Origin of the sequence: Roseibium alexandrii DFL-11 (assembly GCF_000158095.2) — a bacterium.
Classification (GTDB): Bacteria; Pseudomonadota; Alphaproteobacteria; order Rhizobiales; family Stappiaceae; genus Roseibium; species Roseibium alexandrii.
This window is the reverse complement of the sequence record NZ_CM011002.1, coordinates 2,443,858-2,467,879: the sequence shown is the minus strand read 5'-3', so window position 1 is coordinate 2,467,879 and position 24,022 is coordinate 2,443,858. Positions and strand designations below refer to the sequence as shown.

General features: G+C 55.5%; 22 protein-coding genes and 1 tRNA gene. 13 read left to right on the top strand and 10 right to left on the bottom strand.

Features of this window, described 5'->3' with window-relative positions:
* Nucleotides 1-312 precede the first annotated feature (312 nt).
* Nucleotides 313-1,287, bottom strand: coding sequence for a hypothetical protein (locus SADFL11_RS11510; protein ID WP_134853000.1), 975 nt, complete (start codon nucleotides 1,285-1,287; stop codon nucleotides 313-315).
* 690 nt (nucleotides 1,288-1,977) lie between these two features.
* Between SADFL11_RS11510 and SADFL11_RS11505 the strand changes: the two genes are divergently transcribed.
* Nucleotides 1,978-2,331 (top strand): Rap1a/Tai family immunity protein, encoded by a 354-nt coding sequence (locus tag SADFL11_RS11505; RefSeq protein WP_134852999.1) that lies wholly within the window; start codon nucleotides 1,978-1,980, stop codon nucleotides 2,329-2,331.
* A gap of 83 nt (nucleotides 2,332-2,414) precedes the next feature.
* Here the strand turns inward: SADFL11_RS11505 and SADFL11_RS25455 are convergent, their stop codons facing one another.
* The 7 genes from SADFL11_RS25455 to SADFL11_RS11470 all read right to left on the bottom strand — a co-directional run bounded on the left by SADFL11_RS25455 (nucleotide 2,415) and on the right by SADFL11_RS11470 (nucleotide 10,334).
* Nucleotides 2,415-2,657 carry a hypothetical protein gene (locus tag SADFL11_RS25455; protein WP_008196582.1) on the bottom strand — a complete coding sequence of 81 codons (243 nt, stop codon included), beginning with the start codon at nucleotides 2,655-2,657 and terminating at the stop codon, nucleotides 2,415-2,417.
* A 113-nt stretch (nucleotides 2,658-2,770) separates the two neighbouring features.
* Nucleotides 2,771-3,883 (bottom strand): hypothetical protein, encoded by a 1,113-nt coding sequence (locus SADFL11_RS11495; RefSeq protein ID WP_134852998.1) that lies wholly within the window; start codon nucleotides 3,881-3,883, stop codon nucleotides 2,771-2,773.
* Nucleotides 3,884-3,982: 99 nt separating this feature from the next.
* On the bottom strand, nucleotides 3,983-4,222 hold the full coding sequence (locus tag SADFL11_RS11490; RefSeq protein WP_134852997.1) for a hypothetical protein: 240 nt from the start codon (nucleotides 4,220-4,222) through the stop codon (nucleotides 3,983-3,985).
* 424 nt (nucleotides 4,223-4,646) lie between these two features.
* Complete coding sequence (locus SADFL11_RS11485; protein WP_008188860.1) at nucleotides 4,647-5,339, bottom strand: recombinase family protein; 693 nt, start codon at nucleotides 5,337-5,339, stop codon at nucleotides 4,647-4,649.
* A 127-nt stretch (nucleotides 5,340-5,466) separates the two neighbouring features.
* The gene (locus SADFL11_RS11480) at nucleotides 5,467-8,442 is read right to left on the bottom strand and encodes a TrlF family AAA-like ATPase (RefSeq protein WP_040453045.1); all 2,976 of its coding nucleotides are present in this window, start codon (nucleotides 8,440-8,442) and stop codon (nucleotides 5,467-5,469) included.
* A 120-nt stretch (nucleotides 8,443-8,562) separates the two neighbouring features.
* On the bottom strand, nucleotides 8,563-10,170 hold the full coding sequence (locus tag SADFL11_RS11475) for a DUF6538 domain-containing protein (protein WP_008190531.1): 1,608 nt from the start codon (nucleotides 10,168-10,170) through the stop codon (nucleotides 8,563-8,565).
* A gap of 89 nt (nucleotides 10,171-10,259) precedes the next feature.
* Nucleotides 10,260-10,334: transfer RNA gene (locus SADFL11_RS11470), tRNA-Thr, on the bottom strand.
* 396 nt (nucleotides 10,335-10,730) lie between these two features.
* Here SADFL11_RS11470 and SADFL11_RS11465 point away from each other — a divergent pair.
* Nucleotides 10,731-10,910, top strand: a complete 180-nt coding sequence (locus SADFL11_RS11465; RefSeq protein ID WP_008188929.1) for a hypothetical protein — start codon at nucleotides 10,731-10,733, stop codon at nucleotides 10,908-10,910.
* Between the two features lie 8 nt (nucleotides 10,911-10,918).
* On the opposite strand, the gene SADFL11_RS25285 is transcribed toward SADFL11_RS11465, so the two are convergent.
* Nucleotides 10,919-11,071 carry a hypothetical protein gene (locus SADFL11_RS25285; RefSeq protein ID WP_167578981.1) on the bottom strand — a complete coding sequence of 51 codons (153 nt, stop codon included), beginning with the start codon at nucleotides 11,069-11,071 and terminating at the stop codon, nucleotides 10,919-10,921.
* Here SADFL11_RS25285 and murA point away from each other — a divergent pair.
* On the top strand, nucleotides 11,061-12,350 hold the full coding sequence (gene murA / locus SADFL11_RS11460) for a UDP-N-acetylglucosamine 1-carboxyvinyltransferase (protein ID WP_008190961.1): 1,290 nt from the start codon (nucleotides 11,061-11,063) through the stop codon (nucleotides 12,348-12,350). The two genes, SADFL11_RS25285 and murA, sit on opposite strands and share 11 nt — an antisense overlap.
* A gap of 12 nt (nucleotides 12,351-12,362) precedes the next feature.
* Here the strand turns inward: murA and SADFL11_RS11455 are convergent, their stop codons facing one another.
* Entirely contained in the window at nucleotides 12,363-12,842 is a 480-nt protein-coding gene (locus SADFL11_RS11455) for a DUF3124 domain-containing protein (protein WP_008190771.1), read from the bottom strand.
* A gap of 260 nt (nucleotides 12,843-13,102) precedes the next feature.
* On the opposite strand from SADFL11_RS11455, the gene SADFL11_RS11450 reads away from it, so the two are divergent.
* The 10 genes from SADFL11_RS11450 to SADFL11_RS11405 all read left to right on the top strand — a co-directional run bounded on the left by SADFL11_RS11450 (nucleotide 13,103) and on the right by SADFL11_RS11405 (nucleotide 23,803).
* Nucleotides 13,103-13,543, top strand: a complete 441-nt coding sequence (locus SADFL11_RS11450; protein ID WP_008195940.1) for a DUF2948 family protein — start codon at nucleotides 13,103-13,105, stop codon at nucleotides 13,541-13,543.
* Between the two features lie 50 nt (nucleotides 13,544-13,593).
* A complete protein-coding gene (gene hisD, locus SADFL11_RS11445) occupies nucleotides 13,594-14,889 on the top strand; it encodes a histidinol dehydrogenase (RefSeq protein ID WP_040453047.1) in 1,296 nt (431 codons plus the stop codon).
* 30 nt (nucleotides 14,890-14,919) lie between these two features.
* The gene (locus SADFL11_RS11440; RefSeq protein WP_008197378.1) at nucleotides 14,920-15,423 is read left to right on the top strand and encodes a UPF0262 family protein; all 504 of its coding nucleotides are present in this window, start codon (nucleotides 14,920-14,922) and stop codon (nucleotides 15,421-15,423) included.
* A gap of 5 nt (nucleotides 15,424-15,428) precedes the next feature.
* Nucleotides 15,429-15,881, top strand: coding sequence for an arsenate-mycothiol transferase ArsC (locus tag SADFL11_RS11435; protein ID WP_040451664.1), 453 nt, complete (start codon nucleotides 15,429-15,431; stop codon nucleotides 15,879-15,881).
* A 117-nt stretch (nucleotides 15,882-15,998) separates the two neighbouring features.
* On the top strand, nucleotides 15,999-16,217 hold the full coding sequence (gene infA / locus SADFL11_RS11430; RefSeq protein ID WP_006939340.1) for a translation initiation factor IF-1: 219 nt from the start codon (nucleotides 15,999-16,001) through the stop codon (nucleotides 16,215-16,217).
* A gap of 41 nt (nucleotides 16,218-16,258) precedes the next feature.
* Nucleotides 16,259-16,885, top strand: a complete 627-nt coding sequence (locus SADFL11_RS11425) for a Maf-like protein (protein WP_008188647.1) — start codon at nucleotides 16,259-16,261, stop codon at nucleotides 16,883-16,885.
* Nucleotides 16,886-16,934: 49 nt separating this feature from the next.
* Nucleotides 16,935-17,138 (top strand): DNA gyrase inhibitor YacG, encoded by a 204-nt coding sequence (gene yacG, locus SADFL11_RS11420; RefSeq protein ID WP_008197057.1) that lies wholly within the window; start codon nucleotides 16,935-16,937, stop codon nucleotides 17,136-17,138.
* A 278-nt stretch (nucleotides 17,139-17,416) separates the two neighbouring features.
* Nucleotides 17,417-19,024, top strand: a complete 1,608-nt coding sequence (locus SADFL11_RS11415) for a bifunctional metallophosphatase/5'-nucleotidase (protein ID WP_040451666.1) — start codon at nucleotides 17,417-17,419, stop codon at nucleotides 19,022-19,024.
* 198 nt (nucleotides 19,025-19,222) lie between these two features.
* Entirely contained in the window at nucleotides 19,223-20,590 is a 1,368-nt protein-coding gene (locus tag SADFL11_RS11410; protein ID WP_134852996.1) for a tetratricopeptide repeat protein, read from the top strand.
* Between the two features lie 15 nt (nucleotides 20,591-20,605).
* Entirely contained in the window at nucleotides 20,606-23,803 is a 3,198-nt protein-coding gene (locus SADFL11_RS11405) for a FecR family protein (RefSeq protein WP_081450566.1), read from the top strand.
* Nucleotides 23,804-24,022: the final 219 nt, after the last annotated feature.

The following is a 24,022-nucleotide window of genomic DNA, read 5'->3' as shown; positions in this document are numbered from 1 at the left end:
GGGATCAATGGGTGCCTACCGCCTGCTTCTCCAAGCACAGTCAAGCTCATGCCAGGCAGTGTCCGTCTCTTCTGAGGTGAAATTTAGGCGGTTTGGGTGCGGTGTTGCTGCTAGCAACGCAGTCGGAATGGCCGAAGGGCATGGTCGATGGCCGGATTCGACCCGTTCTCAGCGGTTTCGCTGCCGTTCCTCTGGCGGCGCTCTGCGCTCAGCCGAGCCGAGGAGGCTGTCATTCTTCTGGTGATGGTAAGTCCGGTATGAGGCGTTGATGGTTCTAGTGCCACATTCAAGTGCCAGTGTTGGAGCAGCCGATTAAAGCAATCCCCAGTCCCGGCCTTCCGCGAGGCCGAACATCAGCATATGACTGAGAGGATCGATCCCGGCATTGGCCACATCCGTGTTTGCAGTCAAATAACGATCCCCGTCGAAGTATTCAGAGGGGCTTCTTCCCTCGCGCCACCCGTGATCAAGGTAGTGCGTGAGCGGGTTGATGTCCGCCGCGGCGACATCCGTGTTTTGTGCCAAATACCAGTCCGTATCGAACCAGCCATTGGGGTCGCGGCCCTCCCGCCAGCCAAAGGTGTTGTAGTGCGCTGATCCGTCCAGCATGGCGGCGGCCACATCATCGTTTTCCTGAAGGTAAAACACCTCATCAACACCGGCATGCAGAACAGCGGATGTTCTGATCCCTGACCCCTCAACCAGTCCCGTCTCTTCGCAGTGATTGGTGCCTTCGGGATTGGTGAAGTTAAACGCTGTGAAGCCGAGGCACTTCAGTTCAAGTTCAGCCTCTTCAAGATATTGCAGCACCGGATTGCCGTCGGTGGGGTCTGTTGCGACATAATCAAACACCTCGCCACTGGCCAGCAGCGATGTGCTGGAAGTTGTGGCGCCCAAGGTCTTGAGACCATTCAGCGTCAAGACGGCAGTCAGGAACTCCCATTCCGCACGGGATGTCTGATCGTATTGATAGAGGATCGCGTCACGGATCGGTGCCATGATCGCTAGGGTGCGAGCGTATTCAACGGTATTAGGATCTGCGATTGGGCTATCCGACAGCACAAGTCGTTCACCACCCGAGAAGGGGGCTGCGGTAGCGGACTTCACCTTGCCGCTGCTGTCGGTGACCTGATTATATCCGTAAGAGGTGAGGCTGGTATCAAGTTGGTGTTCGCCACCTTCGAAGATTAGCGGCTCGCCCGTACGGGCGCTGATCAGGCCGAAGGCCCAAAGCCCGGAAAGATCTGTCGCGGAGAGGGCGGAAACTTTAGGTTCCAACAAACTCATCTCGCGGCACTCCCGAATGATCATCTATTTGAGAGCGTTGATTAACGCCGCCCCTGCCAGGATCCTACATCATTGACGGCATGAAGCCCATGAGGTCCAGATAAAGCTGTTTCTGGAACTGCGCGGAGACTTTTTCGCAGAGGCAAGCGTGCGCAGTTGGTCGTTCCTGGAGCAGCTCCGATCACGATGCGCGTTGGTATTCTGATCGCTAGAAAATGGTGCTGCCGGAGAGATTTGAAAACTCCGGGGAGGGCCCATAATCCGCAGAAAATAGACGTTTCACTACGTGTCGCGGAGTGCGTGTGTAGGTGAATTGTGTCGGTAAATGTGTTGTGGATTAACTGGTCTTAGGGAAGTGCTTCAAAAGTCAATTTTAAGGGTCGCTGGACGGTGTTTAAGCCTGAGGTTAGGTGTTCCGCATAGCGGCCCGCAGACGCGCTCAGGCGCGCTTAAAACGGCTTGTATAGACCGATGTGGCAAACGGGAGAAGTGCGAAGCCCGAGCCTTATAGCGAGCGGCTGGGCGGTGTCGCGAGCGCTATCGTTCGCCTGACACGAAATCATCTAAAGATATTGATTCATATAGCTTACTTCCGCAAGGTCAGCTCCCATCAATCGGATACCCGCAGCTTCCATTCGCCTCGTGGATGCCGCTATAAGGAAGTCAGGAACAACCTGAACCGGAGGATCGATGTTTAAGAGTTTGATGAGCGCCATGGTGATTGCCGGCGCTTTGGTATTGCCTGGTAAAGCCTTTGCCGAAGACGGGGCCGCTGTTTACTCCGGAGCCGAGCTTTTCGAAGTCTGCCTTAACCCGAACGAGGGTCAAAATCGTGCGATATGCATGTCATACGTTTCGGCAGTCGTCGATAGTCGGAATCTGATTAAAACCGAGTCCGGGCTTCGTTTATGCGTTCCCGAGCGCACACCGATCAAACAATTGATCAAGAGCGCCTTGATCTGGATGAACGATCAACCGCGCATTGGCGGCCTGTCCGGAGCAGAAGCCGTCTTCTTCGCTCTGAAGGACAAATACCCCTGCTAACAGGAGCGCCCAATGATGAGGCCGGATGACCTACCCTTCGTCATCGAACACCTGATTGGTGACGAACTGGTTGAAATAATGATCTAACCGATCATGTCAGCCGGGTGTTCGAATGGCTGACGGTGCACACCCGTTTGTTCTTTGATTGACAAGTCATCTTGACTGGAAAAATAAGCACAAATATCAATTATTTCTTCGATATTTGGAGGAATAGAATTGAGATTTATTGCGATTTTTGCCGCGACTGTGTTTGTCGCTGGTTGCCAGACGTCTGCGGAACTGACCGCGTCATTTGATGAGGCGAAACCGGCTCCGGCATCTGTCAAATCTGCAATCGTCGATGCTGCCCGAGATTTTCTTTATGACCCTTATTCGGTCAGAGATGCTGAGATCTCTTACATGCAGCTCAACAAACGAAGCGGGCTTCATTGGCTTTGTGTCAAGGCGAACACCAAGAATCAGATGGGCGGTTACACGGGGCGCCAGGCCATCGAGGTGATCGTGAAGGACGGCAAGTTGGTCGGTAATTTGCCGAATAGCGCTGCCTGTAGAAACACGCAATTGCGATGGCAGAAGTTTCACAAGTTGGAAGCTCTTCGCAACATTTAGGCGTTGAACCCGCAGCTTTGAAAGCTGCCTCGGCATTCGGTCCACTTTGGATGTCTGCCGAGGTTGCTTGATCACAAGGTTCCTTCTTTTTGCGGGCTATTTTCTGACGTTCAGCGATGACGGCCTGGCGCGCCATTTCGAACAGCTCGACCGTCCTCTTCCTTGTCATGCGGGCCATCGTGAAACCCGGACCCTCGAAAGAAGCGCGCATGTAGAGCTTGCCGTGTTCGCGTAAATTCGATTTTCTGGCGCGTTTCTCGGTCAAATTAAGCCGCTTGGTCACATAGGTGTGCCAGCCGTAATTATTGATCTCGGTGAAATGAACTTGACGCTGCCGATTGGTGCTCCACTCCCCGGCTGCACGACGAAGAGCCCTCCGAATACGGCGCCGATCATTTTCGTCTTCCGAGGCGGATAATTCGCCATGCAGATGAAGCCTGCCACAATCTGTTTCTTCGATGCAGAACCACCAGTTCTCGCATAGTCCATCAATGGCTTTAAAATACCGGTCGATCCGTCGCCTAATATAGTCCAGAGCGCCTTTTTTGTTCGCCCTGGCAAGGCGCTCAATCTCCGAGCTCAGGTTAACGGTTACGCCTACTGCTTGTCCGGTTTCCATAATCGCCAGATGAGAGAAGAACGCTTTGGTGAGTTGGCTGGTGTCACGCCATAGTGGTGGCTTCTTCTTCTCCTTATTTGGCGTCACGTAATATGTTGAGAGGGGAGGAAGTGGAAATCGCCTGGTTCTTCCTCTTTTGAAATTGACCGGAGATGCTTTGTCTAAACCCACACCTACTAAAGACAGCAGCTCAGCAGGGCCTTGACCATGCTTAGAAAGGTGGCAGAGATCTGCGAAAAAATGCGCTTCGGTGAAGTAAGACTTCCGCCTCTTGGAATTTACTTTCTTGTCGCTCTGTTGTTTGTGTTGGCTGGCAGGCTGCATTATCTCGGCATGAGTTTGCGGGGCTGGATCGAGACCAAATGAGGTCTGGAGGGGATTTCTTCCCCTCCAGGTTTGCTATAGCGACTTTGGGCTAGGCGATTACTCATCTTCCCATGGATTGCCGTAAGTTTCTGCGAAGGTGCTGAGGTCGCATGGTTCGTCGACCTGAAGAACCGCGTGCTCGCCTTGTGACATCAGGATGACCATCGGGCGTCCTTCGTTCGATCCAAATGTGAGCTCAGCGGCCCCTACGCAGATTGTTTCTTCTTTGACGAAGTGCCGGTTGAGCTCTGTGATATCAGCAGGGGTCATGCCGACGATATTGAAGTTCGTGAACAAAGTTTTTTACCCTTTTTGCTTGATCATTTCTTTTTCGACAAGGATGCTCACCGTCTCGGCGATAGAGCGACGTTGAGACTTCGCAATTGTGCGAAGCAAATCTCGTGTCTCTTTTCTGATTGACAGGCTTGTATACTTCTTCATTTTTGATCCAATTTGTTGTTTGTAATATTTTACATTGAAAAAAGTTATTAATGAAGCATTGAATAAAAATAGTTCGTCCTTACATAAAGCATCCGGGTCAAGAAAATTGCCAGAACCTAAGACTTCGTAATTCTGTATAATTGCAGGAAAAAAGTAGTCGAAAATACAACTTATGAAAATTGACGACCTGAGCAAAAAAGCCGCTTCTTGAGCCAAATTATCGGGTTTCAAAATACTTGAAGCGATGCAAACAATGCCGCAAAGGCCAGCGGTACATGTATCATGTTTTGTCGGCAACTATGTTGTTCAGCGCATCTTTGACGCGCTTGACCTGAACGCTGCTCCATTTTCCACCGCGCGGGGTCGGGATTTCTTTGGCGTTCAATGCTTCGGCAATCTGGCGGAGCGATCGATAGCCCGCTTGTTCTGCTTCAATGATGGCCGGGTGCACATCGATCGCAAATGCCTTCGCTTTTGCCCGTTTGACTGACCGTGCCTTTTCACGGGCGGCGTTATCGGCCTTGTGTCCGCGAAAGCCCCCCAGCTTGACGCCTCTCTCCTTTGCAGCTGCAAGTGCCGCTTTTGTCCTGTCTGAGATCATTTTGCGCTCAGCCTGTGCGACGACAGCCATAATCCCGACAATCATCTCATTGGCTTCAGGCATATCGGCGGCGACAAATTTGACGTTGGCCTTTTGAAGATTAAGCAGAAATGCTGCGTCCCTCGAAAGTCGGTCGAGTTTTGCGATCACCAAAACGGCTTTGTGAAGACGGCAGGCCTTCAGTGCTGCGTCGAGCTCATCGCGTTCCGAATTGCTGCCGCTTTCTACCTCAACGAACTCTTCAATAACGCGCGCTTGCTTACCTTGAAGGAAGGCGTTCACGGCAGCTCTTTGCGCCTCTAGGCCTAGACCTGACATCCCCTGTTTTTGCGTGGAGACGCGCAGATAAGATACGTATTTTGTGTTCTGCATCGGTTGTTACATTTCTAGCAAGGTTCGTTGCTTGATATGTAACAGCTAAATTTGGCAAATTCAATGTCGAGATGATCTTTCAAAGATGGCTTGTCTCAAGATCGCAGCTGCCAGCGAGAACTTTGTCTTACCGTTCAAGTCGCACGCGAAGGCGACGTGCACGCTCGCGGAAGGCATCTTCACCACCTTCAAGGATTTTACAGACAGCCTTACGAATTGCAGCATTCTCCAGCCCGCCCGCAACGTAGCTTATGGGCGGAAGGCCTCCGGACGGATGGGGCCCAGCTTCGGCAACGATGATTTGATCAGCATCTGTGTTGATGACAAGGTTGGCGTTATGGGTGACCATAATCACCTGACGCTTTGCCTTCGCTGCGATAAAGAGCGCTACCAGCTCGTCGAAGACCGACTTCGGATCAAGGTTTTCCTCAGGTTGGTCGATGATGAGCGGTCTGTCATCAGCATCATCGAGCGCAAGATATAGCAAGAGCAAGACGATGCCACGCGTTCCAGGAGAAAGCTTCCGGATATCCACGCCGTCATAGGCGATTTCGTATCGGACGGTGATGTGATCTGTGCTGAAAAGCCAGTGGGCAAACCGCTTTGACCACTCCCGGTATTCGGCCTGCTGTGCCGGTGCAAATGGTGCGTGCGATAGTAGGTCTCGCAGATACTTGGCCATGAACGCCGTCATGGCTGACTGGACGTCTGTTGCCGATCCGGTCTCCCAGGCGGGCATTAGTGCCTCCGTCGCTGCCGCGATCAGCGAGCCGCGACCGTAAAAAGGTCCGGCTTTGCGGCGGTCGAGAAGTTCTTCCTCTGCGAAGGTGCCCCATCCCTGTACGTCGGCTATCCTACGAACCGAGAAGCTGAGCTTCTTCAGTGTGCCCGGCGATGTGGCAATTCGCGCCATCAGCGGTGCGTAGAGATCGGCAAGCGCATCCTGCTCATTGATGATTGCCTCGAAAACCCGGCCGTAGGTGTCATCGCGCTCGGTCTGGAGATCCTTACGGCGAGCGGCAGCACCGATTGAGTCGGTAAGTCTGGTTTCGAGGGTTTGAAGCGCGGAATTTTCTTGCGCGATGCGTTTAGTCAGAGCTGCATACTGATCGCGCACGAGTTTGTCAGCGCTGAACATTGCCTCCAGGCGCGTCATCTCAGCGGAGATCGGGGCGAGCGGTAGAGTTGAGACATCGACCGTGTCTGCGATTAGTGGGACGTTCGGATCACCGATAGGCGGCGGCGTGCCGTTAACCTTCGCAATTTCGCCGTCCACCCATGTGATATAGGCCCTCAGGCTATTGTCGACGTCGCCTTTATAGATCAATAGGAACTCGTCCCACTGCTCGGCTTTCATTCCGCTGTTGGCGTATCTCGCTTGAGCCTGACGGAGCATCTCTGGGGCTCCTGTCGCCCGCATGCTCTTAACTTCGTCCTGGAGGGCGACGAATGTACGGCGCTGGTTCCCGAAATTCTGAATTTGGTTGCGAAGCACTTGCGCTGTCTCAGAGAGCTGAGTGTGACGGGCGACTTGAGCTTCGGTGCCTTTGACCACTAGCTTTGCGCGATCGGCTGTGTAGTCCACGATCACCTTTTTTCTCTGTTGTACTTGGGCAGTAAGCGTGGCGATGAGGCTCTCTTTCTCAAACTCAGTGGCGATGCGATCCGAGATGTCAGAGATCGCCGCAGCTTCACGCTCGCGCGCCTGTTGAAACCGCGACGTTTTCTGATCACGCAACTCCTCGAAATTGAGCGCCCATTCACCTTCATCTTTCGAATGAGATTCAAAAATCACTCGCTCGATTTCGTCTACCAGGCCATCGGAGACGCCCTTGGCCGAGCAAAGTTCCTCTACGAATTGTTGGGAAAGATAACGAGCGCGTTCGTAAGACATGTGACCGTTGGCGTCGCTGCCATCAAGCGAGCGCGTGACCGTCTCAGCTCCGCCCCAAGTAAGTGTCGTCGTTGCGCGCCCGATTAATTGACGCGCTCGCGCCAGGAAGGACGGACTGATGTTTTCGTCAGCATCCCAGCCTGCAGGTGTGATCGCATCGCAACCCGCTGCTATGACGTCGGCAAGGGCCGTTTTCCCGGATCCTCGTGCTCCAACTATGGCGACAAGACCGGGGTTCAGAGGGATGTCGGGCGTGGCGGCCCAATCAGCATCTTCGATTTTGACATGCGAGATGACCTGAGACGGTATGGCCGAGCGGGGCGGGTGCTCTCCGACATAAGCGCGGCTTTCTGGATCAATACAGGCTTGACGAAGGGCATCGAACTCTAGCGCGCCTTTTATCCACGAGAAGCGATTGTCAACGGGCTGGCCCACGGATTTCTGATCGTGAGAGTCGCTACCGTGGAGGCAGGGTTTGCACCCGTCATATCGAGCGCGCAGGTCTTCAGTCGACATGCTACGCTGACCAATCCAGAACTCGCGCTGCGCTGGGCTACTTGAAAAGATGATGTGAGCAAACTTTTCGATCTCTTGGCGGACTGTCAGGTCGGCAGCCTGTCGAATTCCCGACGTGCCATCGCCGGAACCGCCAGCGACGGCGATTAGTATGTTGTTTGTCGCCCATTCGCTTTCGCTGATGACCTTCCTCAATTGATTGAAATTGACCTTGAATTGAGTCGCGCCATGGCGAAGAGCCGCATTGTCATCGGTTATAGTGGAATCCGCGCGCTTACCAAGCTTGATCAGTTCCTCGCGCGTGCAATCGAACCGGTCGTTGAACGCATGAAATTGTAAGCGCTTGAGGATACGCCTCGCCTCGTTCAAGTGATCAGGGTCTTCCGGGCTAACCAGGAGATGGATGTTCACAAAGCCTGACTTTGCTGCGACATCCAGGCGCAGCTCGATGTTAGGGAAGAGCAGCGCCACGTTAGGCAAACGGCCAGCGGCCTTATGTTCAAGGAATTCCTCGTAAGTGTCAGTAACGTAATAGTCAGTGACGGCGATAGCCTCGATTGTCGGCGTCAAACCTTCCAACGTCGTGATGTAGGCACTCCAAGGGTCGGCTTTACCGAATTGATTGTTGAGGACAGTCCCAGGAGCATGAATATGTGGCTCCCATCGGTGCCATTCAGAACCGCGACTGATCATGCCCATGCCTACCCGAAATCCTTAAAGCGCTGGAAATACTCTAATTCAATCTCTGGATTATTAATTCTTCTTGTTGCAACTGGCAACCGCGTCAACTTGGCAATGCGTTGATGAGCAACACTAAGCGATGGAAATATTGGGGATCTTCCCGAGTTCACGCTGCATAGCGATCAGGTCTGTATCGCCATAGGCTTCTCCTGCCGTTCTTGTCGCATGGCCCTGAATAGCGTGCATATAATCGGTAGCGATGTCATAGCGCCGGGCGAGTGTCTTGAAACCATGACGGAAACCGTGATTTGGGGATACTCCGTTTGGTACCAACCCATGTTCGCGGAGCCACTCTGAAATCTGACCAGCTACTTGGTCTGCCGCCTTGACAGGATCCCGGGTTCCGTTTTCATCGCGGAAGAAAAGCGGCCCTTCGCTAGATTTTTCAACGAATTCCAGGAAGCCTATATCTATGAGCTGCTTGTGCAGAGGCACGTCTCTATAGTGACCTGTCTTTGTTGTTCCAGCTTCAGGGGTGATGTGGATGTATCTTATTCCCTCTGGCGAAATTCGAACGTCTTCCTTGCGGAGCTGTGCGATCTCACCAATTCGCGCGCCAGAGAAATAAGCAAGCCAAGGGCACCAACGTTTAGATGCTGCTGTCTCCGGGTACTCGCGGCTGTCAGCCTGGCGCTCATAGTTTAATGCACGCTGGAGTAGCTCAGTTGCCTCTTCTTGAGTATAGCCCTTTTGCCGGTTTTTGGGTTTGCGAGGCACCTGGACAGAGGCAGTGATATCAATGTGATCGATATAGCCCTGGTTGACGGCCCATTTCAGCGTGGATCTTACGGCGGGAAGGTACCTGGAATTTAGGGTTTGCGGGTCTAGGCCCTTTTCGAACTGGAGGTGCTCCAGCCAATCATTAATCTTGCGGTTGGTAATGAGCGTCGCATCGTCAGCACCCATGAACTCAATCATGCTTCGTATTCCGCTAGCGTAGGACTTTGAAGTCGAGTCGCTAAGGCCTTCCTGGCCAGTCTTTCGCGTCCTGCATTTTTCAAACAGGGCTTGAAGAGATGTTACCTCTTGTTTCTGTCCGCCCTCAGACGTGTTCTCAAGCTCACTGAGAGCGTTTGTGATCCATTCAGGTGGTGCAGGGGCGTCTCCGTCATCATCGCGCAGAGCCGCGAGATTAAGGGCTTCATACTCTGCAGCTGCAAGTCTGCTTGCTGTATAGCGCCACTCGGTTGAGCCGGGGTCACTGTCGAGATGTCCCAGGCTTTTGAATTTCCTGAAAATCCAACCGATGGCATTTTGAATCTCATCGTTTGTTGCTGCGCCGCTGCGGATCTCTCGCAGGGTTTCAACGTAAAATTCATCGATGAAGCCATGACGCGCATAAAGATGCGTGGTGTTTCTGAGATCCTGGTCGAATTGCACTTGATCAGCGTAGTGCTTGGCCGCCATCTGATTGGGAGAGAGCGGACACGCTGCCGTGTCATCGCCCGCGTCCCCGTTTTCCGAGGCGAATCCACTTGGAAGGTTCGCCCTGGCTCGCTCTATCTCTTTCTCAAACTCGGCAATGGCGCTGGGCAGTTTACGTTCGGCTTCTCGTTTCCCGTCGCCCAGCGCTTTCATGAAGAACTCCTTGCCGATCCGACTTCTGATGTCTGTCGGCACGCGCTTGCGAGCGAAGTATCCGTTCTTGTCTTCGTGGAGGTATCTGATCTTGCCAGCCATCAGGGGCGCTTGTGTCGGTCAATGTGTCGGCACAAAGTGTCCATAATCGGCTGAAAATCAAGCTTTTATTGGAAGTTCAATGAGTTGGATGGTGCTGCCGGAGAGATTTGAACTCTCGACCTCTCCCTTACCAAGGGAGTGCTCTACCCCTGAGCTACGGCAGCATCTGGTTGGGACCGGTAATCGGTCGACCCGGCGTCGGCAAAACAAGTGTTTTGGGACGTAAGTGCTGGTCCCGAGCAGCGATGCCGCCGGGAATGAGGGGGCTTTTGCCATAACAGGTCCGGGGACGCAAGCGCCGTTTTTGTTTTTTTTCAGTCCACTCGAAACGGCGCCCCGGTGGCTGTTTGGTTTTCATCTTTGATACCGCCGATCTATTTGATTTTCGCGGTTTGCCAGCCTGTGGATATTTGAGGGAACGGCTATTTGTGACACGGTGCTGGTGCTGGATAGGGCCCTCTGCGGACACAGCGCTTCATGGTCACCTGACCTTTATGCTTTTGACCCCGCGTACTGATCCTTGATAGGTTGCGGTCCTCCTTTAATACACAAGCCAAGCCATGAGTGAAAAAGACAAGCCAAGCCAGGATGTTGCGGATGCAGGATCTGTGAAAGCCTCAACCGCGAAAACAATCGGTGCAAAGAGCGCACCTCAAAGCCGCGAGGACCGGCTTGCCGAAGCGCTGCGCGCAAATCTGCGGCGGCGGAAATCCGCTGCGCGCAAATCCAAGGCAGATTAGACCTGCCGTTACGTGGCAACAGCTTGCGCCATCGGCAAGACTGCGCCAATGACCTGCCTTGCAAGGGCCATAAGTTGCGTGTAGATCGCACCTCTTAGATAAGAATTCTTGGGAACGCCGCGGATTTGCGGCTTGGGTTCGGGGAAAGACATGGACAGCATTAAAGTCACCGGCGGCGCGGAGCTGAACGGCATCATTCCGATTTCCGGCGCAAAGAACGCTGCACTGCCTTTGATGATCGCGTCCCTGTTGACCGACGAAACCCTGACGCTGTCGAATGTGCCGCGCTTGCGCGACGTCGCCCAGCTGATGCAGATCCTCTCCAATCACGGCGTTGATTATTCGGTCAATGGCAAGCGCAGCGGTCAGGACGATCTGGCTGGCCAGACACTTAACCTGACAGCCCGTGAGATCGTGGACACGACGGCGCCCTATGAGCTTGTGTCCAAAATGCGCGCCAGCTTCTGGGTTGTCGGCCCGTTGGTTGCCCGGATGCACGAAGCCCGCGTTTCGTTGCCCGGTGGCTGTGCGATCGGCACACGGCCGGTGGACTTCTTTATCCAGGGCCTTGAGGCTCTCGGTGCGGATATTGAGATCGAGGGCGGATATGTCGTTGTGAAGGCGCCGGGCGGTTTGACCGGCGGCCGGGTCGAATTTCCACGTGTTTCCGTCGGTGCCACTCACACCATCATGATGGCGGCGACCTTGGCCAAGGGCGAGACAGAAATCGTCAATGCAGCGCGTGAGCCGGAAGTGGTCGATCTTGCCCGCTGCCTGAAGGCCATGGGCGCCAAGATCGAAGGCGAGGGCACGTCAACCATCCGCATTCAAGGCGTGCCGCGTCTTCATGGCGCGCACCATGCCGTCGTTCCGGACCGGATCGAGACCGGCACCTACGCCATGGCGGTTGCCATGACGGGCGGCGATGTGTTTTTGCAAGGTGCGCGCACCGAGCTTCTGGAAAGTGCGCTGGACACGCTGCGCCAAACAGGGGCGGAAATCACTGCGACGGACGAAGGCCTCAGGATCTATCGCAACGGCAATGGTATTCAGCCCGCCGATGTCACGACAGAGCCGTTCCCGGGCTTCCCGACCGATCTTCAGGCCCAGTTCATGGCGCTGATGACCAAGGCAGGCGGCAAGAGCCGGATCACCGAAACCATTTTCGAAAACCGCTTCATGCACGTTCAGGAGCTGGCCCGTCTTGGCGCACAGATCGCGATTGATGGCCGCACGGCCACGGTCGAGGGCGTGTCCACTCTGCGCGGCGCGCCGGTGATGGCAACGGACCTTCGCGCGTCCGTATCGCTTGTGATTGCCGGACTGGCAGCGGAAGGCGAGACCACCGTCAGCCGGGTCTATCACCTCGACCGGGGCTTTGAGCGCCTGGAAGACAAGCTCACCCGCTGCGGTGCCCAGATCCAACGGATTTCGGGTTAATTCATTTTACTACTACTCAGCCGCCGTGCGGCTGATAACGCGCCCGCGGGAGGTAAAAGATGGGCCCGGGGTTCCGGGTCCTGTCACCATGACCGCTTCGGTCAACGGGCTTAAGGCGCCTTGGTCTGCCGACCATTCCACGAGGAAATTCGCGCCGACGCCGCCGGTGGTGTCGTTGCTGGGTACAAGGAAACTGGCAGAGCCCAAGGGCTCCAGGCGCAGCGGTGCATCCAGGATGCTCTTCAGGAGCTTGCCGTCTTCACCGTGATAATCGACTTTGGTCACGGTGAGCGGATTTTGCGGATCGACATTGTGAACGGTGAGGGTGGCGGCCAGAAGCTCTGACCGGTCCGGAAAGGAAAAGATCCTGGAATAGGCCGGCACATAAATCGTCTCGCCAAGCGCCTTTGTCAGATCAAGGGCAAAAACTACAGGAGCTGGTGCCGTATTCAACAACAGGGCAAGGGCGAAGAGTTTTGCGGTGGGGCGCATGGTCCGTCCGTTCTTATCTAAATCCAGAGTATTTTGCAGGATTGGTGAGGAATGAGAAGAGGCGACTTTCAACTGAAATGGTTTCAGTGATGCTCTCTCGCTGAGGGTGGACTGTAATTCGGCAAGCCGGCTTGATGATACAGCCGTTCCTTTGTTGCCAAATTTCTTAATCCCGGATAGGTCATCAGGCTTGGAGTTGGAGCGGGAAAGCCTACATCTCACCTGCGACACCACGACAACCGGACACTTGTTTGAGCACCATGGATCAATTGAAACTTGCCGCTTTGGATGAGGAAGACCTGCAGGTCCTTTCCGCCCATGTTCAGGACGCTGTGATCACGATCGCAGATATTCGTTACCTGCCCAAAGAAAAAAGGGCGGTGTTCATCATGAACCGCTTTGTGTGGGACAAGAAGGCCGACAAGCGGACCAAGGAACATGAGCGCCGCCGGTCCGCCTTTGCCGTCTCGCGCGTGACCGGCATGAAAGCACACAAGATCCAGCAGGACGCTAAGGACGTGGTGCTGGAATTGCTGGCCGTCACGTTCAAGGCGGGGGATGAAGCGCCTAACGGTCAGATTGAGCTCGCATTTTCCGGCGGATCGAGCATCCAGCTGGACGTGGAGTGCATTGAGGCCCAATTGTCTGATCTTGGAGCTGCCTGGTCGACGCCGAACCTGCCGCAGCATGACCTTACCTAAATACGCAGAATTTGCTGGCGCTGGGAGCGCCAATCAAGATGGAGAGTTGCGTGGTTTTACGCCTCACGAATACCAGCGCTGATTTTGAAGCCCGTTTTGCCGAACTCCTTGCCGGCAAACGGGAAGCGTCAGAGGACGTCGATCAGATCGTTCGGGATATTCTTGAAGATGTTCGTAAGCGCGGCGATCAGGCCGTCCTGGAATACACTGCCAAATTCGACCGCTTGAACGCAGTTGAAATGGGGGATCTTAAGGTCTCTGCCGAGCAGATCGAGGCGGCGTTGACAGAGGTGCCGGCGGAAACGCTCGACGCGTTGCAATTGGCCCATGACCGGATTTATTCGCACCACAAACGCCAGCTCCCGGCAGATGACCGCTACACCGATCCGATCGGGGTCGAGCTCGGCTCCCGCTGGACGGCGGTCGAGGCGGTCGGGGTGTATGTTCCAGGCGGATTGGCAAGTTATCCAAGCTCTGTCTTGATGAATGTCGTCCCGGCCAAGGTCGCCGGGGTCGAGCGCATCGTCATGGTTGTGCCGAGCCCGGATGATGTGTTGAACCCGCTTGTTCTGGCAGCCGCAAAGATCGCGGGCGTTTCCGAGATCTACCGCATTGGCGGCGCGCAGGCGGTAGCAGCCCTGGCATTTGGTACTCAGACGATCAAGCCGGTTGCCAAGATTGTCGGGCCTGGCAATGCCTTTGTTGCCGCCGCCAAGCGCCGTGTGTTCGGCACGGTTGGTATCGACATGATTGCCGGCCCGTCCGAAGTTTTGGTGATTGCCGACAAGTATAGCAATCCGGACTGGATTGCTGCCGACTTGCTGGCCCAGGCTGAGCATGACCCGGTCGCCCAATCCATTTTGATCACGGACGACGCAGAGCTTGCCGATCATGTTGCCGGCGCGGTTGAGCGTCAGCTGAAGACGCTGCCACGCGAAGAGGTAGCCCGTGCCAGCTGGCAGGATTTTGGCGCGATTATCCTGGTCGACAGCCTTGATAACGCGATGCCGCTTGCGAATCGGCTGGCGCCCGAACATCTGGAACTTGCCGTTGAAGACCCGGAGCAGCTGTTGGATAAGGTGCGCAATGCAGGTGCCGTTTTCATGGGTCATCATACGCCGGAAGCGATTGGTGATTATGTGGGCGGGTCCAATCACGTCTTGCCAACAGCAAGATCAGCCCGGTTTTCCTCTGGTCTGTCAGTGTTGGAGTTCGTCAAACGCACGTCAATCCTGAAGTGCAACGCAGAAAACTTGCGTGCACTTGGTCCTGCCGCTATCGCTCTAGGTGAAGCGGAGGGCTTGTCGGCGCATGCGCGGTCTGTTTCCATCAGACTGAACATGTAGGCAGGGTGTTCTGAGAAAGGCTTTGACAGCATGAGCGATGCACAATCGGAAAGTTCTGCGCAATCAGCGGGAGGCCGTTTGGTGGATGTGGTGCTGGACGAATCCTCGATCGCCCGCTCCACGCCGGAAGTGGAACACGACCGGGCCGTCGCAATCTACGATCTGATCGAGGAAAACTGCTTTCAGCCGGTCGGGCATCCGGTAGCGAAATTCGTTTTGAACCTCTCCGTCATCGAAAAGAAACTCGTTTTCCAGATCCTGACTGAAGATGAGCAGCCGGTGGTCACCCACGTTCTATCGCTCACGCCCTTGCGCAAGATCGTCAAGGATTATGATCTCATTTGCGACAGCTATTATGAAGCGATCCGCCACGCGACTCCGAGCCAGATCGAAGCCATCGATATGGGCCGCCGCGGTGTGCACAACGAAGGCTCCACAATCCTGATGGAGCGCCTTCACGGTAAAATCGAGGTGGACATGGCAACGGCCCGGAGGTTGTTCACCCTCGTCTATGCCTTGCACTGGAAGGGCTAAGGTCTGTGGCCGGGCCGGACCTGCGTCCGACGGCGGTACTGTTTGCGTGCGGAATGAACTCCGTGCGCTCCCCCATGGCCGAAGCGTTGACGCAAAAGCTTTTCCCGGGACAGATCTATGTGAAGTCGGCCGGGGTGCGGGCCGGTAAGCTTGATCCCTTTGTGGATGCGGTGATGGCGGAGATCGGCGTCGACATGAGTGCACACCGCCCCAAGAGCTATCTCGAGCTCGAAGAGAGCGGCTTTGATCTGATTGTGACGCTCGCTCCGGAGGCGCACCACTGGGCCCTCGATCTGACCCGTACCGATGCAGTAGATGTCGAGTATTGGCCCACAATGGATCCAACCTTGGCAACCGGGTCCCGGGAGCAGATCCTCAATGAATACCGCGCTGTGCGGGACATGCTGATGATGCGGATCAAGAAACGGTTGAACTGGACACCCCCGCCCAGCGGATGATAAAGCGGCATCAAACATCGCCTTGGGACCGATGCGAAAGAATGGTTCACATTCTGAGCCTAATCGGCTAGGTTCCGCGGCACCTGCGGGCAAGGCCCGCCATAATCAGGATATCAAATGGCCAAAGAAGAAGCTCTGGAGTTCCCGGGCGTCGTGACAGAACTGTTGCCGAATGCGACGTTCCGCGTAAAACTTGAAAACGATCACGAGATCATCGCTCATACGGCTGGACGTATGCGCAAGAACCGTATCCGCGTTCTCGCGGGCGACAAGGTTCTTGTCGAAATGACCCCCTATGACTTGACCAAGGGTCGGATTACCTACCGCTTCAAGTAAGCGGCAGGTCGCCTTGCGCCGGCAGGAAAGCACGTGCATCCATGACGAATGCCCCTCAGTTGATCCTGGCGTCCGCTTCGCCGCGCCGTCTTGCGCTGCTGCAGCAAGTCGGACTGGAACCGGATCATCTGCTGCCCGCCGATATCGACGAGACCCCGAAGAAGTTCGAAACGCCGCGGGCGTTGGCCTTGCGGCTTGCTCGGGCCAAAGTCGAGGCCGTACTTGAGGTCGCCAAGAACACCGATGCCATGAACGGCGGCGTTGTGCTGGCCGCAGATACGGTGGTCAGTGTCGGACGGCGGATATTGCCCAAGGCCGAACTCACCGATCAGGCCGTGATGTGCCTGTCTCTGCTGTCTGGACGGGGCCACCGTGTTTTCACCGGCGTGGCCGTGGCGGAGCCGAACGGGAAAATACGGACGAAGCTCGTCGAAACGCGTGTCCGGTTCAAACGGTTGTCCCGCCAGGATGTGGATGACTACATTTCCTCGGGGGAATGGCGAGGTAAAGCAGGCGGTTACGCGATCCAGGGACTTGCAGGCAGCTTCGTCGTCAAGCTTGTTGGGTCCTACCCAGCTGTTGTTGGATTGCCGCTGGCGGAAACCGTGAATCTTTTGCAATCGGCAGGCTACCCAGTCCATGCAAACTGGACGACTGCGGGAGCGTAGTGCCGGGTGCGTTTCGTTAGCGGTAAATGCGCTTCAGGAGGGGACCACATTGACCGAAGAAAACGGCAAAAAACCGCAGCGCCGGATGCGTCCGTGTCCGATCTGCTCAAAGCTTTCCACCCCGGAAAATTACCCTTTCTGCTCCGATCGCTGCGCCAAGATTGATCTGAACCGGTGGTTCTCCGAAGGGTATTCCATCCCGGTCGTGGAAACCGACGATCTGGACGACGAAGACTACCCGGATCGCGGCTGAGGCTGGACAACGCTGCGGTCTGATTTTTTAGACGCTTAACCTGCAAAAATATTTATCCGGCAAAATATTTTTCACATTCCATTACGTCCTCTATTGCTCCTGTCATAAAACTGCACCAAAATTTCCAGGCACCAGCGATCCGGCTCTCGGGAAAGGGCTCCGGCGTCTGCTCATTGCTGAGTGGGCAGGTACGAATGATCATCCTGGGAAGGCACGGCAGGTGAAGGTCCGGCAAGAAGCCTGACCTCAAGAACAATCTATCCAAGGGCGAGTATCAAATGAAAAACCAACTTCTGAGCGCCGCAGTGCTGTCGCTTACGACCGCGTTGTCGACTGCGGCATTCGCCGATTATTCTCTGACCATCCTTCACACCAACGATGTTCATTCGCGCATTGAATCGATCAACAAGTACGATTCCACCTGCGATGCTGAATCCGAATCTGAGGGAAAGTGCTTTGGGGGTGTCGCCCGAATCAAGTCCATGGTGGATGAGCGCCGCGACGCGTTGTCCGACGAAGGCAAGAACTTCGTCGTTGTCGACGCTGGCGATCAGTTCCAAGGCTCGCTCTTTTATACGACCTACAAAGGGGCAGCAGCGGCCGATTTCATGAACGGTATCGGCTATGATGTCATGGCGGTCGGCAACCATGAATTTGATGATGGCCCGTCGGCACTGGCTGCTTTCCTGGACAAGGTCGAGTTCCCGGTCATTTCCGGTAATCTTGACCTTGAAAACGAACCACTGCTCAAGGACCGCATTCCAGGCACTCTGGTGCTGGAACGCGGTGGTGAGAAAATCGGTTTCGTCTCGAGCCTCGCCGAAGATACGGTAGAAACCTCATCGCCAGGTGCCGGCGTTAAATTTCAGAACTCAATTGAATCGCTGAAAGCCCAGGTCGCAGAGTTGGAAGCAGCCGGGGTGAACAAGATCATCGCGCTGACCCATGAGGGCCTGTCGATGGACGCGAAAATCGCCGCAGCTGTCCCAGGCATCGACGTCATTGTCGGAGGGCACTCGCACACATTGCTGTCCAACACTCAGGACAGAGCCTCTGGTCCCTATCCGGTGATGGTCAAAAACCAGGACGGTCAGGATGTACCAATCGTTCAGGCCTATGCCTACAGCAAATTCCTGGGCGACTTTGTTGTGACCTGGGACGATGAGGGCAACGTGATCAAGGCTGAAGGGGAACCGATCCTCCTTGATGCGTCTGTGGAACCCGATGCAGAGTTTATTGCGCGCATCGAAGAGCTGGCGCAGCCGCTGGATGAAATCCGCAATGAAGTCGTGGCTGAAGCAACCGCGGCGATCGGCGGTGAGCGCAGCGTCTGCCGGGCTGAGGTCTGCGAAATGGGCGTTCTTGTGACCGAAGCCATGCTGGACCGCGTAAAGGATCAGGGAGTTCAGATCGCAATCCAGAATGGCGGCGGTTTGCGCGCATCAATTGACGCCGGTGAAGTCACCATGGGCGAGGTCTTGACGGTTCTGCCGTTCCAGAACACGCTGGCCACATTCCAGCTCAAAGGGGCGGATGTGGTGTCGGCTCTTGAAAATGGATCCAGTCAGATTGAAGAAGGTGCAGGCCGGTTCGCTCAAGTTGCAGGCCTTAAATACACGATCGATAAATCGCAACCGGCCGGTCAGCGCATCTCAGACGTCATGGTGCTTGAAAATGATGCCTTTGCGCCAATTGATCCGGAAAAGGTCTATGGCATCGTGTCGAACAACTACATGCGTGGCGGCGGTGATGGGTATGCAATTTTCGAGTCCAACGGCATGAATGCATACGATTTCGGTCCCGATCTCGCGGATGTTGTAGCTGCCTATCTCGGAGAGAAGAAAAGCTACAAGGCCTACACGGATGACCGCATCACATTGAAGTAAGGTCGGGCGTTTTAAGGCACTTTTCGCGCCGGCTCTGGGGAATCTCAGGGCCGGCGTTTTTGTTGTTGAATTTGGGGAGTGAGGTGCCGTTGCGTTCAATAGGTTAATTGGACTTGTGGTCCGGACTCATATACGTGTGGTAACGCACTGTTAAGAATTTGAAATCGGTGTTGGAAAACCTGAACGTGGTTCCCAGGGATGCGTTTGACGTCTGATACGATATTTTGTCTGGTGATAATGGCCGGTCTTCTGTTTTCCTCTGCTGTTGCTGAGGCTCAGGAAGCGGACATTGGCGGCCAGCCGGAAGTGTCAGCAGATGCGTTGCTGGCACGGCAAACCGCGCTTCTGGCAAAAATGCTTGAGCGGCCGGCCGACCTCGATATCGCCTTCGAATATGCCACGGTCTCCGTGATGGTCGGTGACTATGAAGCTGCGATCTCAACTTTTGAACGCATGCTGATCTTTGCGCCGAACCTGCCACGCGTGAAGCTGGAACTGGGTGTTCTTTATTACCGTCTGGGATCGTTTGAAACGGCGCGCTACTATTTTCAGTCGACGCTGGAAACGCCTGATGTGCCTGAAGAGGTCCAGCAGCGTGTCGAAACATATCTTTCCGCAATTGCGTCGAAACAGCAGCCAACACAGTTTCGCGCGGATGTCATAATTGGTGCCCGCTACCAGTCCAATGCCAATGCCGCCCCCGGCGGGCGCCGCGTCACCTTGAACGGCAGGGACTTTATCCTGGACGACACCGCGACGGGCCAGGCTGATATCAATGCGTTTGTCGCTGGCCGCGCCTACGGGTCCTATGATCTTGGAACCCAAGGGGATCTCATCGAAACTGACGTGGTGTTTTATGCCGCGCGTTTTGCTGATCAGGTTCGGCTCGACACTGGTCTTGCAGAAATTACCCTTGGTCCCTCCTTCAACATGGCGCGCTTCAACTTTGATGATGTGCAACTCGGTATTTACGGAGTTGCTTCTGGTATCCGTCTGAACCACGCGAACTACAATGGCGCGCTGGGCGTTGGAACCCGGCTGGTCGCCCGGCCCGACATTCAAACGGAAATAAATGCGAAACTGGAGTGGCGCCAGCGCTGGTTCAACGACACCTCCGAGTACCCGACGGTGTCCGACCGGAACGGATATTTCGTGCAGTTTGCGTCCAAGGTCTCGCGTCAATTGACCAAGGGCTTGCAAATGCGGGTCCTGGCGCTCGCGGATTTTGAGGAAACCCGCATCAAGTCACAGCAAAGCTGGGAGGCCGGAGGCGGGGTGGGGGCGACCTACCAGTTCGCATCCCCGGTCAAACAACTGCCGCATCTATGGTCGATTGATCTGGAGGCGGGATACATCTACCGCGCCTATGATGAACCGGACCCGCTGGTGAATGCCGCCGTCAAACAACGGGACCATGAGGGATGGCTGCGCGCGGCACTGAATGTTCCGCTCAAATACAACGTGTCGGCGGGGCTCGTCGGCGAGGTCCGGAGGCAAAACTCCAACTATGACCTCAGCAGTTACTCAAACGTTTCCGCAATGTTTTCGCTGCGAAAAGCGTTCTGACCGGGAGGAAATTGCATGATGCCATCATCTAAATTCACTCCTGCCGCTCCAAAGCGCTGGGCAGTAGCGTGTGCGACCGCGATCGTTACCTTGGCGCTAAATGGGCCAGTGCAAGCAACGACTGTCGGGACGGCCGCTGCCGTCAACACGAATGCATTTGGAACGCCGCCCGGTGCCGTCCGTCAAGTGAAGCTGCTTGGCGACAACGTGGTCTACAACGAACGGATCGAAACGTCCGGCTCAGGCCTCGTTCAAGTGCTGTTGAATGACGGGTCCACCTTCACGGTCGGAGCAAACTCCGATCTCGTGATTGACGAATTTGTTTACGATCCGAATGCAGGAACAGGAAAGCTAGTCGCGTCCTTCGGCAAGGGCGTAGTCCGATTTGTCGGCGGAAAGGTCAGCAAGCAAAAAGGCGGGGTTTCGGTCAAGACACCGGTTGGCACCATTGGCATTCGTGGCGGCATGGCCAATCTCAACTTGAACGGTGGAAATCCGGTTTTTTCCCTATTGTTTGGAGACGAGCTGACCTTCACAGGCGCAGATGGAACGAACCGGCGCATTTATTCTGCAGGCTATTCCCTGCAGGTTGGAACCGGCGGTCAGGCTGGTGGTGTGCGGCGGACAACGCCTTCCGATCTGGCTTCGGCGCAAAGCGGCCTGACTGCAGGATCTGGTCAGTCCGGCGGGACACGCACGCCGCCAACTGCACGGCAGATCGCACGCTCCGGTGTTCCGAATATCAATTCACGTCTTGGTCACATACGTACTGCGCCCGTGCCCAAACCAAGAAGTGTGCAGCCGAGATCACCCGGACAGACCGAACCCGACCTGTTGCAAGTCCAAAAGGACACCCAGCAACGCACAATCAATCAGCTTGCCGATGAAATTATCGGTGGGAATGACCCTAACGGGGGCGAAGGTGGTGGGGACGGCGGAGACACGACCGGCGGAACGGGAGACACCGGTGGGGAGACTGTCGAAACGACGGACGTTGTGCGGATCCTGACTGCCGGCGTTGAATTCACACCATCCTGGGACACAACTCGCACCGTCTTGGCGCCAGGAGCGCAAGGACTGATTGGTGGCAGCAGCGGCACCGATATGCCGGTCACTTTCACGGTAGGAGAAATCACCTCCGGCACTGCGACAGCCCTTTACAAAGCGGAGGTCGAGGGCAACAAGATCTATCAGTTCGCCTTCGAGGGCGACGGGCAATACTACTATGCCCAGACCTATACAGATCAGGATGTTGTTGCACAGCTCGGTGAGGCTGACTTCATTCCGGTAGCGCCGACAGTCGACCCAGAAACTGAAGGAAACGTCACGTCGTACGCGTGGGGCGTGCAACACTATCACGAAGACTTTGCGGCCTTCGCGCATCTGCCAAATGTCACGCCCGGTGGAACCACCAAATTCGACATTGAAAATATGGTGGTCGGCGTTCGTGGAGTGGGTACTGATTTTTCAAGTTTCGGAGATGCAAGCGGAACACCGTCCATTCGGATCTATGATCTGGCGACCGACCCGACCCTGGCCTTTTCGCTTGGCACGGCGGGGAACGGCCGAACCTTCACGCCTCTCATCACCGAAGCGCTGTTCGTCAATCCATTGGCGGCCGCGGAGCTTGGTGAGAGCTTCCTCCAGGATGTCAGTTCGACCGGGCTTCTGATGATCGAAAGCGATCCTGCAACCCTGGAGAGCGCTCATTATCTGGCCGGGTCGTTCCACATTGACGGGACGGGTGAGAACCAGAAATCGTTTATATCTCTGGCGGTTGGAGAGGTTGCAGCGGATGAGGCCAGTGGCATCCTCTCGATGGAAACAGACCGGCGCGGAGGCCACCGGATTGCAAGCAGCCAGAGCGCGGGGCTTTACAGCGGTCCGGTCGGAACAATCGCCGGGCCTGATGATGGACATTTCTTTGGCAGCAATGCTCAAAGCTTTGTTTTCGGTAATTCCCTGTCGGGCGGCGCTCTCGATGATGCCTATGACGACAGCTATGTCAGTCAGCCTGACATCTTTCCAGCACCGGCGACGGTCTCGTCGAGCCTTCATGTTGCGCGGCTCAGTGGCTCCGTCGATGCCAGCATCTTGACCCGCAGTGACCGGACACTGTCCGGCTATGCCGCGGGCGTTTTGGAGAGCAGCGTCAACTTCCCGGGACAAGGCGTTGGTCCGGTTGTATTTGCCAGCGAGAGCGCTGCTGACCTTTCCGTAACGTTCAATGGCGCTGAGTATTCGCTCGGCGGCAGTTTGACCGTCCGTGACAGTCAGGACCTGGATCCGGATGTTGCGGCTTACTCGGTGCGGTTTGGTTCCAACAGCGATGGTTCCGGCACGGATCGCTCCACCTTTATTGGCAACGACCTTTATGCTGCCCGCGATGCGTCGGATCATTCAGAGACCTACCTAACGGTCGATACGGTGGAGCCTGTCGTTCCCGGTCCAGGACCAGATCCGAATCCTGATCCTTACCTATACCCAACCGGTGGCGGAGGGGGCACAGGACCTTACACAGGTCTGGCCGAGCCTCGGAATGAGGGACTTGAAGGTGTGGTACAGGCAGCCAGCAGTGTCGCGTCGGCCCTTGCCAGTGATGCGGGACACACCTTGCAGCAGGATCCGTCCCAGGATGCCAACACCTATTTCGTGCCGAACACTCTGATCGGGACCGCAGATGATGCGATCATGGCGGGAACCACCGAGTGCACCTGTGCCTTTCTGGAATGGGGCTATTGGGGCACAAAACTTTCCTATGATGACACGGGTGGTGTTCTGGACGGTGCCAATGGCCGGAAAGATGCGTTTCATCTCGGGACCTGGGTTGCTGGCGACGTGACCAATGCCGCCGATCTGCCAACCAGTGGCAGTGCAAGCTACGTCGGACATGCTGCCGGCAGCGTTGTGAACAATGGGGCGCAGTATCTTGCAGCCGGCGACTTCCGGATGACGGTCGATTTCGGTCGCCGCACCGGATCTGCCAATATTGCCAATTTCGATGGCCGTACGTTTGGAGCAGATCTCACCGAACGCGCCGTTGATATCGGAAACCAGTTTTCCGGAAATCTGGCCGGCAGTGTTGGATCGGGCTCCATCAACACCTCTATCGTCAGCGGCCCGTCATCCAACTACGAGGGCGTTATCGGCAACTTCAATGCGGTAGATGGAAGCTGGTCGGCAAGCGGCATCGTTGCTGGCGAGATGAACTGACGGCTGCAGTCAGAAGCGGCTGTTTCACCTGAGGGCACAGGACTCCTCACAACGGCATTTGGTCCGCGTTCATGCAGCATTTTGCAAAAGCGGGCCGCCGTATCCTCAGGCCTGTAATGATCCGTAAGTGACTGAAAATTTTGGTTTTCCGTTGGGTTTGGAAAGTGATGCGCAGTTTTCCGGCAGGTATTTTCCCAAGTTGTGAAAAAACTTTGCCGG

Coding starts and splice junctions, on each gene's coding strand:
- SADFL11_RS11510 (WP_134853000.1), bottom strand. CDS start 1,287: ATGAGTTTGTTGGAACCTAAAGTTTCCGCCCTCTCCGCGACAGATCTT.
- SADFL11_RS11505 (WP_134852999.1), top strand. CDS start 1,978: ATGTTTAAGAGTTTGATGAGCGCCATGGTGATTGCCGGCGCTTTGGTA.
- SADFL11_RS11495 (WP_134852998.1), bottom strand. CDS start 3,883: ATGCAGCCTGCCAGCCAACACAAACAACAGAGCGACAAGAAAGTAAAT.
- SADFL11_RS11485 (WP_008188860.1), bottom strand. CDS start 5,339: ATGCAGAACACAAAATACGTATCTTATCTGCGCGTCTCCACGCAAAAA.
- SADFL11_RS11480 (WP_040453045.1), bottom strand. CDS start 8,442: ATGATCAGTCGCGGTTCTGAATGGCACCGATGGGAGCCACATATTCAT.
- SADFL11_RS11475 (WP_008190531.1), bottom strand. CDS start 10,170: ATGGCTGGCAAGATCAGATACCTCCACGAAGACAAGAACGGATACTTC.
- SADFL11_RS11465 (WP_008188929.1), top strand. CDS start 10,731: ATGAGTGAAAAAGACAAGCCAAGCCAGGATGTTGCGGATGCAGGATCT.
- murA (WP_008190961.1), top strand. CDS start 11,061: ATGGACAGCATTAAAGTCACCGGCGGCGCGGAGCTGAACGGCATCATT.
- SADFL11_RS25285 (WP_167578981.1), bottom strand. CDS start 11,071: ATGCTGTCCATGTCTTTCCCCGAACCCAAGCCGCAAATCCGCGGCGTT.
- SADFL11_RS11455 (WP_008190771.1), bottom strand. CDS start 12,842: ATGCGCCCCACCGCAAAACTCTTCGCCCTTGCCCTGTTGTTGAATACG.
- SADFL11_RS11450 (WP_008195940.1), top strand. CDS start 13,103: ATGGATCAATTGAAACTTGCCGCTTTGGATGAGGAAGACCTGCAGGTC.
- SADFL11_RS11440 (WP_008197378.1), top strand. CDS start 14,920: ATGAGCGATGCACAATCGGAAAGTTCTGCGCAATCAGCGGGAGGCCGT.
- infA (WP_006939340.1), top strand. CDS start 15,999: ATGGCCAAAGAAGAAGCTCTGGAGTTCCCGGGCGTCGTGACAGAACTG.
- SADFL11_RS11425 (WP_008188647.1), top strand. CDS start 16,259: ATGACGAATGCCCCTCAGTTGATCCTGGCGTCCGCTTCGCCGCGCCGT.
- SADFL11_RS11415 (WP_040451666.1), top strand. CDS start 17,417: ATGAAAAACCAACTTCTGAGCGCCGCAGTGCTGTCGCTTACGACCGCG.
- SADFL11_RS11410 (WP_134852996.1), top strand. CDS start 19,223: ATGCGTTTGACGTCTGATACGATATTTTGTCTGGTGATAATGGCCGGT.
- SADFL11_RS11405 (WP_081450566.1), top strand. CDS start 20,606: ATGATGCCATCATCTAAATTCACTCCTGCCGCTCCAAAGCGCTGGGCA.